14 protein-coding genes are annotated in these 17,212 nt (G+C 69.5%); 9 read left to right on the top strand and 5 right to left on the bottom strand.

The window, feature by feature from the left end; all coding sequences use genetic code 11:
• Nucleotides 1–122 precede the first annotated feature (122 nt).
• Both OHA98_RS13475 and OHA98_RS13470 read left to right on the top strand, forming a co-directional pair.
• Nucleotides 123–476 (top strand): DUF6204 family protein, encoded by a 354-nt coding sequence (locus OHA98_RS13475; protein ID WP_266925534.1) that lies wholly within the window; start codon nucleotides 123–125, stop codon nucleotides 474–476.
• A gap of 372 nt (nucleotides 477–848) precedes the next feature.
• Nucleotides 849–3,326 (top strand): ATP-binding protein, encoded by a 2,478-nt coding sequence (locus OHA98_RS13470; RefSeq protein ID WP_266925532.1) that lies wholly within the window; start codon nucleotides 849–851, stop codon nucleotides 3,324–3,326.
• Between the two features lie 81 nt (nucleotides 3,327–3,407).
• Here OHA98_RS13470 and kdpB (OHA98_RS13465) read toward each other — a convergent pair whose 3' ends face one another.
• Nucleotides 3,408–5,450, bottom strand: coding sequence for a potassium-transporting ATPase subunit KdpB (kdpB, locus tag OHA98_RS13465; RefSeq protein ID WP_266925531.1), 2,043 nt, complete (start codon nucleotides 5,448–5,450; stop codon nucleotides 3,408–3,410).
• Nucleotides 5,451–6,084: 634 nt separating this feature from the next.
• Between kdpB (OHA98_RS13465) and kdpF the strand changes: the two genes are divergently transcribed.
• The 6 genes from kdpF to OHA98_RS13435 all read left to right on the top strand — a co-directional run bounded on the left by kdpF (nucleotide 6,085) and on the right by OHA98_RS13435 (nucleotide 14,069).
• Nucleotides 6,085–6,174, top strand: a complete 90-nt coding sequence (gene kdpF / locus OHA98_RS13460) for a K(+)-transporting ATPase subunit F (protein ID WP_037777601.1) — start codon at nucleotides 6,085–6,087, stop codon at nucleotides 6,172–6,174.
• Between the two features lie 7 nt (nucleotides 6,175–6,181).
• Entirely contained in the window at nucleotides 6,182–7,846 is a 1,665-nt protein-coding gene (gene kdpA / locus OHA98_RS13455) for a potassium-transporting ATPase subunit KdpA (protein ID WP_266924706.1), read from the top strand.
• On the top strand, nucleotides 7,843–9,981 hold the full coding sequence (gene kdpB, locus OHA98_RS13450; RefSeq protein WP_266925530.1) for a potassium-transporting ATPase subunit KdpB: 2,139 nt from the start codon (nucleotides 7,843–7,845) through the stop codon (nucleotides 9,979–9,981). The genes kdpA and kdpB (OHA98_RS13450) overlap by 4 nt, the downstream gene beginning before the upstream one ends.
• Nucleotides 9,982–9,987: 6 nt before the next feature.
• Nucleotides 9,988–10,653, top strand: coding sequence for a potassium-transporting ATPase subunit C (locus tag OHA98_RS13445; RefSeq protein WP_266925528.1), 666 nt, complete (start codon nucleotides 9,988–9,990; stop codon nucleotides 10,651–10,653).
• Nucleotides 10,654–10,766: 113 nt separating this feature from the next.
• Complete coding sequence (locus tag OHA98_RS13440) at nucleotides 10,767–11,453, top strand: response regulator (RefSeq protein ID WP_266925527.1); 687 nt, start codon at nucleotides 10,767–10,769, stop codon at nucleotides 11,451–11,453.
• Between the two features lie 72 nt (nucleotides 11,454–11,525).
• The gene (locus OHA98_RS13435; protein ID WP_266925526.1) at nucleotides 11,526–14,069 is read left to right on the top strand and encodes a sensor histidine kinase KdpD; all 2,544 of its coding nucleotides are present in this window, start codon (nucleotides 11,526–11,528) and stop codon (nucleotides 14,067–14,069) included.
• On the opposite strand, the gene OHA98_RS13430 is transcribed toward OHA98_RS13435, so the two are convergent.
• From OHA98_RS13430 to OHA98_RS13420, 3 genes are all read right to left on the bottom strand, one after another.
• The gene (locus OHA98_RS13430; protein WP_266925524.1) at nucleotides 14,064–14,627 is read right to left on the bottom strand and encodes a universal stress protein; all 564 of its coding nucleotides are present in this window, start codon (nucleotides 14,625–14,627) and stop codon (nucleotides 14,064–14,066) included. The genes OHA98_RS13435 and OHA98_RS13430 overlap by 6 nt on opposite strands.
• A 154-nt stretch (nucleotides 14,628–14,781) precedes the next feature.
• Nucleotides 14,782–15,498: a cation transporter gene (locus tag OHA98_RS13425; RefSeq protein ID WP_266925523.1), complete on the bottom strand. Its 717-nt coding sequence runs from the start codon at nucleotides 15,496–15,498 to the stop codon at nucleotides 14,782–14,784.
• A gap of 1 nt (nucleotide 15,499) precedes the next feature.
• The gene (locus tag OHA98_RS13420) at nucleotides 15,500–15,835 is read right to left on the bottom strand and encodes a helix-turn-helix transcriptional regulator (RefSeq protein WP_266925521.1); all 336 of its coding nucleotides are present in this window, start codon (nucleotides 15,833–15,835) and stop codon (nucleotides 15,500–15,502) included.
• 188 nt (nucleotides 15,836–16,023) lie between these two features.
• On the opposite strand from OHA98_RS13420, the gene OHA98_RS13415 reads away from it, so the two are divergent.
• Nucleotides 16,024–16,374, top strand: a complete 351-nt coding sequence (locus OHA98_RS13415) for a hypothetical protein (protein WP_323179601.1) — start codon at nucleotides 16,024–16,026, stop codon at nucleotides 16,372–16,374.
• Between the two features lie 100 nt (nucleotides 16,375–16,474).
• On the opposite strand, the gene OHA98_RS13410 is transcribed toward OHA98_RS13415, so the two are convergent.
• Nucleotides 16,475–17,149 (bottom strand): methyltransferase domain-containing protein, encoded by a 675-nt coding sequence (locus OHA98_RS13410; protein WP_266925518.1) that lies wholly within the window; start codon nucleotides 17,147–17,149, stop codon nucleotides 16,475–16,477.
• Nucleotides 17,150–17,212: the final 63 nt, after the last annotated feature.

Genomic DNA, 17,212 nt, shown 5'->3' with positions numbered 1-17,212 from the left:
ACTTCGGAAAAGGCGGACTGCCTCCCCCGGCCTTCCGGCAGGGGGAAATTCCCTGGGCCCGCCCGGCCGGCCCGCCGTACCCTTCGGTCCGCAAGGGTTCCGGACGGAGGGCAGGCAACAGGATGGGCACGCAGCACACCTACCGGGTGATCGTCCGGGGCACTTGGGAGGGGCTGACGGACAGCGCCCGTGCCCGGCTGCTGTCGGAGGTGGAAGCGCACGGTCTGACGGCGATGCGGTTCACCGAGGACGGCTCCCTGACGTACGACGCCGTGCTCAAGCACTTCAGCTTCCGCTATGTGGTGGTCTCCGACGCGGCGGACGGCGAGGAGATGGCGGGGGCCATCGCCGAGGACCGCGCGCAGACCGCGCTGCGGGAACAGGGCTACGGCCACGGCGAGCTGCGCTCCACGGTGACGGACATGGACACGATGAAGATCAATGACAAGGGGCGCCGGGGACCGGGGCGGGCATGACACCGTGGCCGGGGCGGGTCTGACACCGGGGGCCGGGGCGGGTCTGACACCGGGGGCCGGGCGGGCATGACACCGGGCGGCACGTTCCCGCCGGGGCTCTGATCGGGCCGTTCCCGCCGTTCGGTCTGCCATGGGCCTGCCCGGGGGGGTGCCCCGGCTCCGGGGACATCACGAGCCGGCGGGCGGCGATGCGGGAGCTCCGGCGGAGAACGACGCCTCCCCCGCGGCCAGGATCAGGGTCGCGTCAAGGTTGCCGTGCCGGGCCCCCCGACCGTCGTCCACGGCCGATCCTGATCAGCAGCACCCGTCGCCGCGGCCACGCGGGAACGCCCCCGCAACCGGCCGCGCGTGCGGCGCGAGGAGGCGCCTGCGGTGACGGAATCAGAAGTGGGACGGGGAAGACTCAAGGTCTTCCTCGGAGCGGCCCCCGGCGTCGGCAAGACCTACCGGATGCTCGACGAGGGACACCGCAGGGCGCGGCGGGGCACCGATGTCGTGGCGGCCCTCGTGGAATGCCACCGGCGCCCTCTCACCGAGGAGCGGCTCAACGGGCTGGAGGTCATCCCTCGCGCGGCGGGCGCGCACCGGAGCGGCGGGCGCGCCGAGTTGGACGGTGACGCTGTGCTGCGGAGGCGTCCTCAGGTGGCGCTCATCGACGAACTCGCCCATGCCAATCCGCCCGGCGGCCGGTACGCCAAGCGCTGGCAGGAGGTCGAGCAGCTTCTGAGCGCCGGCATCGACGTCGTCACCACGGTGAATATCCAGCACCTGGAGTCCCTCAGCGATGTCGTCGAGAGGATCACCGGTGTACCGCAGAGGGAGACCGTTCCCGACGACGTGGTGCGCCGCGCCGATCAGATCGAACTCGTCGACATGCCCGCCGAGGCGCTGCGCCGCCGGATGGCGCACGGGAACATCTACGAGGCGGAGAAGATCGACGCCGCGCTGTCCAACTACTTCCGGCCGGGGAACCTCACCGCGTTGCGGGAGCTGGCGCTGCTGTGGGTGGCCGGACGGGTAGACGAGGCGCTGCAGAAGTACCGCTCCGAACAGGGCATAGACCGCGTCTGGGAGACGCGCGAACGCGTCGTCGTGGCGCTCACCGGGGGTGCCGAGGGGGAGACCCTCATCCGCCGCGCGGCCCGGATCGCCGACCGCAGCGCGGGCGGTGACCTGCTGGCCGTGCACATCATCCGCAGCAACGGGCTGACCGGCGGTACGTCATCGGCTTCGCTGGCCCGCCAGCGGGCGCTGGTGGAGAGTCTCGGTGGCAGCTACCACTCCGTCGTGGGTGACGACGTGGCCGCCGCGCTCTCCGAGTTCGCGCGGGCCGAGAACGCCACGCAGCTCGTGGTCGGCACCAGCAGACGAAGACGCCTGGAGCGGTTTCTCACCGGTCGTGGTATCGGCGAAACGATCGTCGAACTGTCGCAGGACATCGACGTGCACATGGTGACCCATGAGCGCGTCGGCGAAGGCCGGCTGCTGCCTTCACGGCGGCGCACCCTGCCGACCGCACGACTCGTCGCAGGGCCGGTGTCGGGCCTTGTACTCCCGGTGGCTCTGACCTTCCTGCTGGACAACAGCAGGGGCAGCCTCAATCTGACGAGTGAGGCCCTGCTGTTCCTCGTGGTGGTGGTCGGGGTGGCCTGCGTCGGCGGGGTGGTGTCCGCACTCGTGGCATCGGTGACGGCGTCCTTGCTGCTCAACTACTGGTTCATACCGCCGGTCGGTGAGTTCACGGTCTCCGGGCCGAACAACATCCTCGCGCTCCTGGTGTTCGCGGTCGTCGCGGCCACCGTGGCCGCGATCGTCGACCGGTCGCTGCGGCTGTCGCGCCGGGCGGCCCGGGCCACCGCCGAGGCGGAGACGCTGTCCTCGCTGGCGGGATCCATCGTCCGCGGGGACCAGGCGGTGCCGGTCCTGCTCGAACGCACGCGGGAAACCTTCGCGATGGCCTCCGTGGAGCTGCTCGACCGGCCGGCGGCGGACGGCGGCGCCGTCAACCTGCCGGTCGGCCCGGACGCTCATCTGGTCCTGCGGGGCCGCACCCTTCCCGCGTCCGAACTGCGTGTCCTGACGGCCTTCACCGCGCATGTGGCCGCGGCCCTTGAGCGCGCGCGTCTCGTCGAGGCCGCCGCCGAGGTCGAGCCCGTGCGGGCGGCCGACCGCATGCGTACGGCGCTGCTCGCCGCCGTCAGCCACGATCTGCGCACCCCGCTGGCGGCCGGCTGGGCCGCCATCAGTTCCCTGCGCAGCACCGAGGTCGAATTCAGCGAGGAGGACCGGTCCGAACTGCTGTCGACGGCCGAGGAGTCCATGGCCCGGCTGAACCGGCTCGTCGACAACCTGCTCGACATGAGCCGGCTCCAGGCGGGGGCCCTCACTCTCGACCTGCGGCCCACCACTCTCGACGAGGTGCTTCCGGCGGCGCTGGACTCGCTGCCCTGCGACCCGGCCGGTGTGACGGTCCGTATCCCCAACGGGGTGCCGCCCGTCGTGGCGGACCCGCCCCTGCTGGAACGCATCATCGCCAATGTCGTCGGAAACGCCGTCCGGTACAGCCCGGCCGGCCGGCCGGTCGTGATCACCGCGAGCGCCCTGGCCGACCGGGTCGAGTTCCGCTTCATCGACCGCGGCCCCGGCCTGGCGGCCGCCGAGCGTGACCGGGCTTTCGTACCCTTCCAGCGGCTGGGCGACACCGACAACACGACCGGGGTCGGGCTCGGTCTCGCTCTCGCCCGGGGCCTGGCCGAGGCCATGGGCGGCACCCTGACGCCGGAGGACACCCCTGGTGGTGGCCTGACCATGGCACTGTCGCTGCCCGCCGCCGTGCAGGAGTTCCTGTGAAGCACGGGTTCGTGGCCGCCGGTGGATTCCGGGCTCGCAGGGCCTGGTGGCTGACACCTCGAAGGGGAACGAGGCGCGTGGTCAGCCGATCCCCGGTATCCCGGAAACCGCCAGGTCGATCAGTTTGATGCCGACGAAGGGAAGGACCAGCCCGCCCAGACCGTAGAGCGCGAGGTTGCGACGCAGCAGATCGTGAGCGGAGGCCGGGACGTAGCGCACGCCGCGCAGCGCGAGCGGGATGAGCGCCACGATGATCAGTGCGTTGAAGATGATCGCCGACGCGATGGCGGAGGTCGGGCTGTGCAGGCCCATGATGTTCAGCGCGTCGAGACCGGGATAGGTACCGGCGAACATCGCGGGAATGATCGCGAAGTATTTCGCCACGTCGTTCGTGATGGAGAACGTCGTCAACGCGCCCCGGGTTATGAGGAGTTGCTTGCCGATCTCGACGATCTCGATCAGCTTGGTCGGGTTGGAGTCGAGATCGACCATGTTCCCGGCCTCCTTGGCGGCCGAGGTCCCGGTGTTCATCGCGACACCGACGTCCGCCTGTGCCAGTGCCGGGGCGTCGTTGGTCCCGTCCCCGGTCATCGCGACGAGCTTCCCGCCCTCCTGTTCCCGCTTGATCAGCGCGAGCTTGTCCTCGGGGGTGGCCTCGGCGAGGAAGTCGTCGACCCCGGCCTCCCGGGCGATGGCCCTGGCGGTCAGCGGGTTGTCACCCGTGATCATGACGGTGCGGATACCCATGCGGCGCAGCTGGGCGAAACGCTCGCCGATGCCTTCCTTGACGACGTCCTTGAGATGGATCAGGCCGAGGATCCGCGGCCCGTTCCCGTCGTGCACCGCGACCGCGAGAGGGGTTCCTCCGGAGGCGGCGATGGACTCGGTGTACCGGAGCGCCTCGTCGGGGACATGCCCTCCGTAGGAGCGCACCCAGCCGATCACCTGCGTCACGGCGCCTTTACGGATGTGGGTCGCGGCCCCGTTGTCCCAGCGCAGGTCGACCCCGCTCATCCTGGTCCTGGCAGTGAAGCCGATGAACCTGGCCCTGCTCAGGTCCACCCCGGTGGGCTCACGCAGCGCGTGGCGCTCCTTCGCGAGTACGACAACGGAGCGGCCCTCGGGTGTCTCGTCGGCCAGCGAGGCGAACCGGGAGGCGTCGGCGAGATGGGTCTCCTCCACACCGGGCATCGGCACGAAACCCACGGCCTCCCGGTTGCCCAGGGTGATCGTGCCGGTCTTGTCGAGCAGCAGGGTGTCGACATCCCCCGCCGCCTCCACGGCACGGCCCGACATGGCGAGCACATTGCGCTGGACGAGCCGGTCCATGCCGGCGGTCCCGATCGCGGAGAGCAGAGCCCCGATGGTGGTCGGAATGAGGGTGACGAGGAGGGCGACCAGGACCGTCGTGGACTGGGCCGCGTTCGCGTACGAAGCCATCGGCTGCACCGAGACCACCACCAGCACGAACACCAGCGTCAGGGCGGCCAGCAGGATGTTGAGCGCGATCTCATTCGGCGTCTTCTGCCGGGAGGCGCCCTCCACCAGGGCGATCATCCGGTCCAGGAACGAGTGACCGGGGCGCGAGGTGACCCGGACGACGATGCGGTCGGAGAGCACCGTCGTACCCCCGGTGACACCGCTGCGGTCCCCGCCCGACTCCCGGATGACGGGGGCCGATTCGCCCGTCACCGCCGATTCGTCGACGGCCGCGACGCCGTCGACCACATCGCCGTCCGCCGGGATCATCTCCCCGGCCCCGACCACGACGAAGTCGAAGAGCCCGAGCTCGGTCGCGGCCACCGTCTCGGTCTCCGCGTACCCCAGATCCATGCCGACGCGCCATCCCCGCAGTCGCAGCGCGACCGTGTCGGTGCGCGCCCTGCGCAGGGACTCGGCCTGCGCCCTGCCCCGTCCCTCGGCAACGGCCTCCGCGAGGTTGGCGAAGATCACTGTCAGCCAGAGCCAGCAGCTGACCACCCAGGTGAAGACGGAAGGGTGGACAAGGGCCGAGACCGTGGTCAGCGCCGATCCGATGGCCACGACGAAGAGCACGGGGTTACGGGCCAGGTCCCGCGGATGCAGCTTGCGCAGAGCCTCGGGGAACGACGTCAGGAGTTGCATGGGGTCGAAAGGACCGCCCGGCTGAGTGGCCCGGCCGGATGAGCGCGCCTTCGGGGAAGGCGATTCCTCTGACGAGGGCGGGCTCTGGTGAGGTGCGGCGGGATGCATCGCGGAAGACCTTCTGAGGGGACCTGATCGGTCGATGGGGAGAGAGCCGCTGGTCCCTGCCGGTATGCCGGTTTCCGATACCGGCAGGGACGTGCGCGAACGCAGAGCGGGGTACGCCGCCGCGTTCCACCGCCGACGACGCCGGGGGCGGGGAGGGAAGGATCCCGGCCCCCGGCGATGTCGTCGGCGTTCGCCACCTTGAGCGGCGTACGAAATCTAGGCGACCGTCGGGCACCCGCCCGGATGCGGCCACGAGTATTGACACCCCTCTGACAACCCGGACAGCCCAGGAGCAGCGTTTTTTCCGCAGACGGGTGCGGCGGCGTAAGGGTCCCGTCAAAGACGCGCCAACGACCGTAAGGGACCTGTCAACAGAGAGCACAAACGCTCGTTTCGGGTCTTTGCTCAAGTTGTCCGAGTGTCCGAATCTCATCTAGGAGCTCACGATGGCCGATGTGGCCTTCGTCGTCACCATGATCGCGGTGTTCGCGTTGGTGGCTCTGGTCGCGCGGGGGGTGGCGAAGCTGTGACTGCCGAGAATGTTGTCGGTCTGGTCGTGGCCGTTGCCCTGCTGGGCTATCTCGTCCTCGCCCTTCTTTACCCGGAGAGGTTCTGAGCCCGAAATGAGCCCCGTCCTTGCTGGTGTGCTCCAGTTGCTCGCGCTCGTTGTGGCGCTGGGTCTGGCGTACCGTCCGCTCGGTGACCACATGGCCCGTGTGTATTCCTCTCCGAAGCATCTGCGGGTGGAGAAGTGGGTATACAAGGCGATTGGTGCCGATCCCACTACCGAAATGCGTTGGCCCGCGTATCTGCGCGGAGTTCTGGCGTTCTCGGCTGTGAGTGTTCTCTTCCTGTATCTGTTGCAGCGGGTGCAGGGGGTGTTGCCCGGTTCGCTGGGTTTCTCGTCGATCGATCCGGATCAGGCGTTCAATACGGCGGCGTCGTTCGTCGCGAATACCAACTGGCAGTCGTACTACGGCGAGCAGGCCATGGGCCACGTCGTGCAGACCGGTGGTCTGGCGGTGCAGAACTTCGTGTCGGCGGCGGTCGGTATGGCCGTCGCGGTGGCGCTCGTGCGGGGCTTCGCCCGTGCCCGGACGGGTGAGCTGGGCAATTTCTGGTCCGATCTGGTGCGGGGTGTTGTGCGCATCCTGGTCCCGATCGCGGTGGTGGGTGCTCTGGTGCTGGTCGCCTGCGGTGCGATCCAGAACTTCTCCGGCATTCATGAGGTCGGTCAGTTCATGGGCGGGTCGCAGGAGTGGAACGGCGGGGCGGTGGCTTCGCAGGAGGTCATCAAGGAGCTGGGGACGAACGGGGGCGGTTACTTCAACGCGAACTCGGCGCACCCGTTCGAGAACCCCAGCCCGGTGTCCAATCTTTTCGAGATCTTCCTGATCCTGGTGATCCCGTTCGCGTTGACGCGGACGTTCGGCAGGATGGTCGGGAGTGTGAAGCAGGGGTACGCGATCCTTGCCGCGATGGGTGTCATCTGGCTGGGTTTCAGCGGCCTGATGATGTGGACGGAGTTCGCCCACAACGGGCCGGCGTTCGATATTGCCGGCGGGGCGATGGAGGGCAAGGAGAACCGGTTCGGTATCGGCGGCTCCTCGCTCTTCGCGGTCGCGACGACGCTGACGTCGACGGGTGCGGTGAACTCGTTCCATTCCTCGTACACGGGGTTCGGCGGCGGGATCACGATGCTGGGAATGCAGCTGGGTGAGATCGCGCCCGGTGGTGTGGGTTCCGGCCTTTACGGCATGCTGATCATGGCGGTCATCGCGGTGTTCATCGCGGGTCTGATGGTCGGCCGTACGCCGGAGTATCTGGGCAAGAAGATCGGCACGCGTCAGATCAAGCTGGCGGCCTGTTACATCCTGATCACTCCGGCGCTGGTGCTGTGCTTCACCGCCGTGGCGATGGCGCTGCCGACACCGGGAAATTCGATGACGAACTCGGGGGCGCACGGTTTCTCGGAGATCCTGTACGCCTATACCTCGGGTGCGAACAACAACGGTTCGGCGTTCGCCGGGCTGAACGCGGACACGCAGTGGTTCAACAGCACGATCGGGATCGCGATGCTGCTGGGCCGGTTCCTGCCGATGGTGTTCGTCCTGGCCCTGGCCGGGTCGCTGGCCGAGCAGAAACCCGTCCCGGCGACCGTGGGGACGCTCGGCACGCAGAAGCCGATGTTCAGCGGTCTGCTGGTCGGCACGATCCTGATCATCACCGGACTGACCTACTTCCCGGCCCTGGCGCTGGGTCCGCTCGCCGAGGGGCTGGCGTCATGACCACTCGTCTGAACCAAGAGGACGCGATGTCCACCGTTACTCCCTCCCGGGCACCGCACCAGGACACACCCACCGGGCACCGGTCCGAAGGGCGTGTCGGCGGGGGTCTGTTCGACCCCGGGCAGTTGCTCAGGTCGTTCCCCGACGCGGTGCGGAAGCTGGATCCCCGGGTGATGGTGAAGTCCCCGGTGATGTTCGTCGTGCTGATCGGGTCGGTGCTGACGACCGTGCTCGCGGTGCTGGACCCGACGGACTGGTTCGGCTGGGCGATCACCGTGTGGCTGTGGCTCACCACGGTCTTCGCGAATCTGGCCGAGGCGGTCGCGGAGGGGCGTGGGAAGGCGCAGGCCGACACGCTGCGCCGGGCGAAGACCGACACGGTCGCCCGGCGGGTCATCGGGAAGAACGAGGAGCGGGTCCCGGGGACCGAGCTGCGTATCGGTGATCTGGTGGTGTGCGAGGCCGGTGACATCATTCCCGGTGACGGGGACGTCGTCGAGGGTGTCGCGAGTGTCGACGAGTCCGCGATCACGGGCGAGTCGGCCCCCGTCATCCGGGAGTCCGGCGGCGACCGCAGCGCGGTGACCGGCGGCACGAAGGTCCTCTCCGACCGGATCGTCGTGAAGATCACCACCAAACCCGGTGAGACGTTCATCGACCGGATGATCGCCCTGGTCGAGGGCGCGGCCCGGCAGAAGACGCCCAACGAGATCGCCCTCAACATCCTGCTGGCCTCGCTCACCATCGTGTTCCTGCTGGCCGTGGTGACACTCCAGCCGTTCGCGATCTACGCGGGCAGCGAGCAGTCGATGATCGTGCTGGCCGCGCTGCTGGTCTGCCTCATCCCGACCACGATCGGTGCGCTGCTCTCCGCCATCGGGATCGCGGGCATGGACCGCCTGGTCCAGCGCAATGTCCTCGCGATGTCCGGGCGGGCGGTCGAGGCGGCCGGCGATGTGTCGACCCTCCTCCTCGACAAGACCGGCACGATCACCCTGGGCAACCGGCAGGCCGCCGAGTTCGTCCCGGTCAAGGGGGTCACGGAGGCCGAACTCGCCGACGCCGCCCAGCTCTCCTCCCTGGCCGACGAAACCCCCGAGGGCCGCTCCGTCGTCGTCCTCGCCAAGGAGAAGTACGGGCTCCGCGAACGCCACCAGGGCGAACTCGCCCACGCCGAATGGGTGGTGTTCACCGCCCAGACCCGGATGTCCGGGGTCGACCTCACCGAGGACGGCACCGCGCGCAGGACCCGTAAAGGGGCATCGGGATCGGTGCTCGCCTGGGTCCGTGACCAGGGCGGCACGGTCTCCGAGGACGCCGGCCGGCTGGCCGACACCATCTCCGAAGCAGGCGGGACACCACTTCTGGTGGCCGTCCACGACGACCGGGGTGCCCGGGTCCTGGGTGTCATCCACCTGAAGGACGTCGTCAAGGAGGGGATGAGGGAGCGGTTCGACGAGCTGCGGCGGATGGGCATCAGGACGGTCATGATCACGGGTGACAACCCGCTGACCGCGAAGGCGATCGCCCAGGAGGCGGGGGTCGACGACTTCCTCGCCGAGGCCACCCCCGAGGACAAGATGGCCCTCATCAAACGGGAACAGGCCGGCGGGAAACTCGTCGCGATGACCGGCGACGGGACGAACGACGCCCCCGCCCTCGCCCAGGCCGACGTCGGCGTCGCGATGAACACCGGGACCTCGGCCGCGAAGGAGGCCGGGAACATGGTGGACCTCGACTCCAACCCCACCAAACTCATCGAGATCGTCGAGATCGGGAAACAGCTCCTGATCACCCGCGGCGCGCTCACCACGTTCTCCATCGCCAACGACGTCGCGAAGTACTTCGCGATCATCCCGGCCATGTTCGCCGTCGTCCACCCGGGCCTGGACAAGCTCAACATCATGGACCTCTCCTCCCCGAGGTCCGCGATCCTGTCCGCCGTGATCTTCAACGCCCTGATCATCATCGCGCTCGTCCCGCTCGCCCTGAAGGGCGTCAGCTACCGGCCCTCCAGCGCCGACAGCATGCTCCGCCGCAACCTCGGGATCTACGGACTCGGCGGACTGATCGCCCCGTTCATCGGCATCAAGATCATCGACCTGCTCCTCTCCCTCATCCCCGGAATCGGCTGAACCGCCATGAACAACTCCGCAGGAAACACGACCCGGCTCCTCGGGGCCGCACTGCGCGCCCTCCTCGTCCTCACCCTGGTCTGCGGCGTCCTCTACCCCCTCGCCGTCACCGGCGCCGCCCAGGCCCTCCTCCCCGGCAAGGCCAACGGCTCCGAGATCACCGCGGACGGCAAGGTCGTCGGCTCCTCCCTCATCGGCCAGCGCTACGACCTCCCCCTCAAGGACGGACAGGAAACCCCCGCACCCGACCTCGACTGGTTCCAGCCCCGCCCCTCCAACGGCCTGGGCACCAACAGCGTCAACACCCAGTACGAACTGATCCTCTCCGGCGCCACCAACCGCTCCGGCGACAACGAGGAACTCATCGACTGGGTCACCGCCGCCAAGGCCGCCGTCGTCAAGGACAACTCCGTCCCCGGACACACGATCGACCCCGACGACGTGCCGGCCGACGCCGTCACCTCCTCCGGCTCCGGCCTCGACCCCCACATCTCACCCGCCTACGCCCAACTCCAGACCCGCCGCGTCGCCCAGAACAACCACCTCGACATCAACCAGGTCCAGAAACTCGTCAAGGAACACACCGACGGCCGCGTCCTCGGATTCATGGGCGAACCCCGCGTCAACGTCCTCCAACTCAACATCGCACTCAAGAAGCTCGTCGAGCAGTGATCGGCTTACCGGAACGGGCGGGAGCCGAGACGGTGAGCGCAGTCGGCGGATTCCCGGCTCCCGCCCTCGTTCCCGGTGACCACGGCTCGCGCACGACAGAAAGGCGGCACGCCGTGACTCGGGTACTGGTGGTGGAGGACGAGCCGCAGCTCGTCCGTGCGATCGCGATCAATCTGCACGCCCGCCAATACGAAGTGGACGCCGCGCCCAACGGGAACACGGCACTCCGGCTGGCCGCGGCGCACCCCCCTGACGCCGTGCTGCTGGACCTCGGGCTCCCGGACATGGACGGCATCGAGGTGATGCGTGCGCTGCGGCGGTGGTCCCGGGCGCCGATCCTGGTGGTCTCCGCGCGGAGCGCTTCCGACGAGAAGGTCAGAGCACTCGACGCGGGTGCCGACGACTACATCACCAAACCGTTCAGCATGGACGAACTCCTCGCCCGGTTGCGGGTCGCGACCCGGCGGCGTACGGGCTCCGCCTCCCCTGCGGGCGGCGAGAGGACCGTCGTCACCGAGGGGTTCGTCCTCGACCTGGTCACGAAGGAGGCCAGACGCGACGGGCACACCGTCCGGCTGACGCCGACCGAATGGCAGTTGCTGGAGATCCTGATCCGCAACAACGGCCGGCTCGTCAGCCAGCGACAGCTGCTGGACGAGGTGTGGGGGCCCACCTATCGGACGCACAGCAACTACCTCCGCGTCTACATGGCCCAGTTGAGGCGGAAACTCGAACCCGACCCCGCGCACCCGCGTCACTTCATCACCGCCCCGGGCATGGGATACCGCTTCGTGCAGTGAGAAGCCGGAACACATCCCTGGAGACTCTCCTGCCCATCCAGTCGACTTCAGAGAACGGAACCTGTCGGAACCATGGGACGCGGGAAGCTCCGGATCTACCTCGGCGCGGCGCCGGGGGTAGGCAAGACGTACTCGATGCTGTCCGAGGCACACCGCCGGGTGGAGCGGGGCACCGACTGCGTCGTCGCGTTCGTCGAGCACCACGACCGGCCGCGTACCGAGGTGATGCTCCACGGTCTGGAGCAGATCCAGCGCCGCACGATGGAGTACCGTTCCGCGGTCTTCACCGAGATGGACGTCGACGCGGTCCTGGAACGGGCCCCGGCCGTCGCCCTGGTCGACGAACTGGCCCACACCAACGTACCGGGCTGCCGGAACGCCAAGCGGTGGCAGGACGTGGAAGAGCTTCTCGACGCCGGTATCGACGTCGTCTCGACGGTGAACATCCAGCATCTGGAGTCGCTGGGCGATGTGGTCGAGTCCATCACCGGTGTGCGGCAGCGGGAGACCGTGCCCGACGAGGTCGTCCGACGGGCCGACCAGATCGAGCTTGTCGACATGTCCCCACAGGCCCTCCGGCGGCGGATGGCCCACGGCAACATCTACAAACCGGACAAGCTCGACGCGGCCCTGTCGAACTACTTCCGTCCCGGCAACCTCACCGCCCTGCGCGAGCTGGCCCTGCTCTGGGTCGCCGACCGGGTCGACGAATACCTCCAGCAGTACCGCGGCGAACACAACATCCGCACCACCTGGCAGGCCCGCGAACGCATCGTCGTCGGGCTGACGGGCGGCCCCGAAGGTGCGACGCTGATCCGCCGGGCCGCACGGCTGGCCGAGAAGGGGGCGGGCGGCGAGGTGCTCGCGGTGTACATCACCAGGAGCGACGGACTGTCCTCCGCCTCTCCCCGGGACCTGGCCGTCCAGCGCACGCTGGTCGAGAACGTGGGCGGTACGTTCCACCATGTCATCGGCGACGATGTGCCGCAGTCCCTGCTGGAGTTCGCACGCGGGGTGAACGCGAGCCAGATCATTCTCGGCTCCAGCCGCCGCAGGGCCTGGCAGTACGTCTTCGGGCCGGGTGTCGGCGCCACGGTCGCCAGGGACTCCGGACCCGACCTGGACGTCCATATCGTCACGCACGAGGAGGTCGCCCGCGGGCGGAGGCTGCCCGTGCCCCGGCATGCCCGCCTGAGTACGGCGCGGAGCGTCTGGGGCTGGGTGGTCGGTCTGGCCGGCCCGGCCCTGCTGGTCGCGCTGCTCACCCACATCGACGCGGATCTCGGGCTCGCCAACGACATGCTGCTGTTCCTGGCGCTGACGGTGGCCGCCGCGCTGGTGGGCGGGCTGCTTCCGGCGCTCGGCTCCGCCGCCCTCGGGTCTCTCCTTCTGAACTACTACTTCACCCCACCGTTGCACCGGCTGACCATCGCCGATCCGAGGAACATCCTCGCCATCGCCATCTTCGTGAGTGTGGCGGTCTCGGTTGCCTCGGTGGTGGATCTGGCGGCCCGCCGTACCCACCAGGCGGCCCGGCTGCGCGCCGAATCGGAGATCCTCTCCTTCCTCGCGGGCAGCGTCCTGCGCGGAGAGACCACCCTGGACGCCCTCCTGGACCGGGTCCGCGAGACCTTCGCCATGGAATCCGTCGCCCTGCTGGAGCGGCAGAGCGAGGTGCGGCCGTGGAGCTGTACGGGGAGTGTCGGGCCGGCGCCCGTCGCCCGCCCCGAGGACGCGGACGTGGACATGCCCGTCGGCAGTCACATGGCGCTGGCCCTCTCGGGGCGGGTCCTGCCGGCCGAGGACCGCCGGGTGCTCGCCGCGTTCGCCGCCCAGGCCGCCGTCGTACTCGACCGCCAACGCCTGCGGGGCGAGGCCGAGCAAGCACGTGAGCACGCGGAGGGCGACAGAATCCGCACGGCCCTCCTGGCCGCGGTCAGCCACGATCTGCGGACTCCGCTGGCGACCATCAAGGTGTCCGCCACATCCCTGCGCTCCGCCGACGTGGAGTGGTCCGACGAGGACCGCGGCGAGCTGCTGGCCGGAATCGAGGAGGGCGCCGACCGCCTCGACCATCTGATCGGCAACCTTCTGGACATGTCCCGGCTGGACACCGGGACGGTTCGGCCGCTGATCCGTGCGACGGACCTCGACGAGGTCGTTCCCATGGCGCTCGGCGGCGTTCCGGAGGAGAGCGTCCGGCTGGACATCCCCGAGGAGCTGCCCCTGGTGGCCGTGGACCCGGGGCTGCTGGAGCGCGCCGTCGCCAACGTCGTCGAGAACGCGGTGAAGTACGGCCCACGGGGCGAAGCGGTGCTGGTGGCCGTCAGTGCCATGGCCGACCGCGTCGAAGTCCGGGTCATCGACCGCGGGCCGGGCGTACCGGACGAGGCCAAGGAGCGTATCTTCGCCCCCTTCCAGCGCTACGGCGACACACCGCGCGGCGCCGGAGTCGGCCTCGGCCTCGCGGTGGCCCGCGGTTTCGTGGAGGCGATGGGGGGAACGCTCGCCGCCGAGGACACCCCGGGAGGGGGTTTCACCATGGTGTTCACCCTGCGCGCCGCGGAGGGTGGTCCCCCGGTCAGACCCGATCTCCCGGCGACCGTGACGTCATGACACATCCCCCTTGCCGGGCCTCGGACGCACCGGGCCGGTCAGCTCCCGGGTATCCAGCGGCAGCCGCCAGACGATGCTGCGTCGCACCACCCCGAGCTCCTTCTCCAGCGGCGAGGGCGGAACGGCCAGCACCGGACACGACGCGTGTGCGAGGCAGTAACGTGCCACGGACGGGCTGAGCACGCGGTGCACCCATCGGCGCGATCCTGTGCCGACGACCAGGAGGTCGTCCTCCCGGCCGCCGGTCTCCACCAGTACCCGTCCCGGCGAACCACGCACGACCAGGCGCCGCAGCGGGACATCGGGGCCACCGCTGCCGAAAGCGGCATCGAGCGCCGTGCACAGCCGCTCTCCCGCCGAACTGCGGCACTCGGCCGGCTGCGGCGGACAGGGCAGGCTGCGGTGACCGAGTTCCCCGCCGGGCGGCTCCCAGGCGAGCACGGCCCACAACTCGCCCTCGATCCGCCGGGCTTCGGCCGCGGCCCGGTGCAGCGGGGCGAGGCTTCCCTGCGAGCGGCTCACCCCGACCACCACACGACGGCAGACGGTTTCGTCCATGGGCCATCACTCCCGAGTCGGTTCCTGTCCTCCCATCGAAGCGCCGATGTGCCCGCCGTTCACGGCTTGTTGCCGCGTCCCTGACGGAGGAGCCGGAGACTGATACGGGCTCCTGACGGACACCTTCGACGCCGGCCCGGCCCGCCCCGGCCGGTCAGGCGCAGCAGGCGCAGCCGGGTCGGCAGCCGCGCGCGTCCGCCCCGCTGTCGGCCACCGCCGTGTCAGTGGGGCGAGCGGGGGGTGCGCAGCAGCCCTTGCCCCGCCAGGCGTCGCGGCCTTCCTTCACGGCGACGACGGCGATGACCAGGGCGGCGACGGGATCGGCCCAGGACCAGCCGGGGGTGGCGTTGAGGACCAGGCCGACCAGCAGCACCGCGGAGAGATAGGTGCACAGGAGGGTCTGCTTGGAGTCGGCGACCGCGCTGGCGGAGCCCAGTTCGCGGCCCGCCCGGCGCTGGGCGGCGGACAGGAACGGCATGATCGCCAGGGACAGGGCGGCGATGACGATTCCGGGGATCGAGCGGTCGGCCTCCGCGGTACCGGCCAGGGCACGCACCGCGTCCGCCCCCACGTACACGGCGAGCGCGAAGAAGGAGACGGCGATGATCCGCAGCGTGGTCTGCTCCCGCGCTTCGCGCACCGTGTGGTCACGGGCGGAGAACTGCCAGGCGACAGCTGCGGCGGAGGAGACCTCGATGACCGAGTCCAGGCCGAAGCCGACCAGCGCCGTGGAGGAGGCGAGCGTCCCGGCGGTGATCGCGACGATCGCCTCGATGACGTTGTAGGTGAGGGTCGCCGCGACCAGCAGCCGTATCCGGCGGGCGAGGGCGTCGCGGCGGGCCGGCGACGGCTCCAGGGATATCGCGGTCACCTCAGCAGCAGCCCTTCGTCTCCGCGTCCGGGCAGGTCCTGCCGGTCTCCACGGCGATCACGACGTGGCGCAGGTCGTCCAGGGCCTGGCCGAGGCGTTCGTCGGCCAGTTCGTAGCGGGTGCGCCGCCCTTCGGGCACGGCGACGACCAGGCCGCAGTCGCGCAGGCAGGCCAGGTGGTTCGACAGCCGGGTGCGGGAGATGCCCAGGGCGTCTGCAAGGTCCGAGGGGTGGGCCGGGGCCTCGCGCAGCGCGAGCAGCAGTCGGCAGCGAATCGGGTCGGCGAGCGCGCGGCCGAAGCGGGCCAGCACCTCGATGTCGGGGGCAGCGGTGAGCACTCCACGAAAGTACACGCAAACCTGAATTCATGAAACCATGGACTATTGATGCGGCGGTCGGCGCCGGTGGCCGCCCCCGCGCCGGGCTTCGTCAGGCCTCCGGCGTACGGCCCGGCCGTCCAGCGCCCCGGAAGGTCCGGCGTTGCAGAGCGAAGACTGGATGAGCCGGGAGGACGAGCAGCACGCGGATCACGGTACTGACGGTTCCGGGGTGCCCGAACGCCCCGCTGGCCCTGTCGCGGGTCACCGCCGCGCTGGCGGGCCGGAAGGCGGAGGTGGAGCTGGTCGAGGTCCACGACGAGGCGCAGGCCGCCGAACGCGGGATGAACGGCTCGCCGACGGTCCTGCTGGACGGCGTCGACCCGTTCGCGCCGGCCGGAGCGGTGCCCAGCGTGTCCTGCCGGCTGTACCGGGAGGGGACGGCGCCGTGGCGGGAGCCCCGGGCGTGGCGGCACTCCGCGCGGCCCTCGACGGCGGCACCGGCCAGGAGGCTGCCGCGCCCCGATGACCGCCGCACGGCGACGGAGGCCGGCGGATGACCGCCGTCCCGCCCCCGGTCACCGACGGGCCGGCCATCACCCGGAAGCACTGAACGCGGATTCCCGGGGGCCGCGCCCGTCAGGACCTGTGGGACAGCCCTCACACCTTCCGCAGGATCAGGTGCCCCCGCCGGAATCGCTCGTTCTCCAGCGGCTGCCTCAGCATGCGGCCCACCTCCTGGAATCCGGCGGCCGCCGCCACTTCCGCGAGGTGGCCGACCGGCCACCGGTACGCGGTGGTGACCTTGTGGTCGAACGGCACCAGGGGCCCCTCCTCCGATTCGAAGAATGCAAGAAGAAGGTGTCCCCCGGGCGCCAATACCCGATGGAATTCCGCAAAATACTTGGGGATTTCCACCGGCGGGGCATGGATGATCGAATACCACGCGACAATTCCACCGAGAGTTTCGTCAGCATTGTCCAGTGTGGTCATCGAACCGACGGAGAACTGCAGATCCGGATAAATCCTGCGCGCATGCCCGACCAGCTCGGGAGAAGCATCGACGCCGAACACCTTGAGGCCGAGTCCGTGCAGGTAGGACGAAACATAGCCGGGTCCGCACCCCAGGTCGCCCACCGGGCCGGTGCCGTCCCGAAGGACGAGATCCGCAAATGCCGAGACAATGGATCGATCCAGCGGAAGCGAAGCGAGACCGTCCCCGACAAGGGTGACATATTCAGCAGCAATGGTGTCGTAGGCCTGGGCGGTGGTGCTCACGTGAGATTCATAGGTGCTGTCCACATCGGCATCGTAGCGCAGCAGCTCCACGCCCATCCGGGGTTTCCCGAACAGTCCGTGACGTCCACAGAGCGCACTAGCGAACAGTGAATTCTGGGC

Origin of the sequence: Streptomyces sp. NBC_00654 (assembly GCF_026341775.1) — a bacterium.
GTDB lineage: Bacteria > Actinomycetota > Actinomycetes > Streptomycetales > Streptomycetaceae > Streptomyces.
This window is presented reverse-complemented; position numbering and strand designations above follow the sequence as displayed.

Coding starts and splice junctions, on each gene's coding strand:
- OHA98_RS13475 (WP_266925534.1), top strand. CDS start 123: ATGGGCACGCAGCACACCTACCGGGTGATCGTCCGGGGCACTTGGGAG.
- kdpB (WP_266925531.1), bottom strand. CDS start 5,450: ATGCAACTCCTGACGTCGTTCCCCGAGGCTCTGCGCAAGCTGCATCCG.
- kdpA (WP_266924706.1), top strand. CDS start 6,182: ATGAGCCCCGTCCTTGCTGGTGTGCTCCAGTTGCTCGCGCTCGTTGTG.
- kdpB (WP_266925530.1), top strand. CDS start 7,843: ATGACCACTCGTCTGAACCAAGAGGACGCGATGTCCACCGTTACTCCC.
- OHA98_RS13445 (WP_266925528.1), top strand. CDS start 9,988: ATGAACAACTCCGCAGGAAACACGACCCGGCTCCTCGGGGCCGCACTG.
- OHA98_RS13435 (WP_266925526.1), top strand. CDS start 11,526: ATGGGACGCGGGAAGCTCCGGATCTACCTCGGCGCGGCGCCGGGGGTA.
- OHA98_RS13430 (WP_266925524.1), bottom strand. CDS start 14,627: ATGGACGAAACCGTCTGCCGTCGTGTGGTGGTCGGGGTGAGCCGCTCG.
- OHA98_RS13410 (WP_266925518.1), bottom strand. CDS start 17,149: ATGGGCGTGGAGCTGCTGCGCTACGATGCCGATGTGGACAGCACCTAT.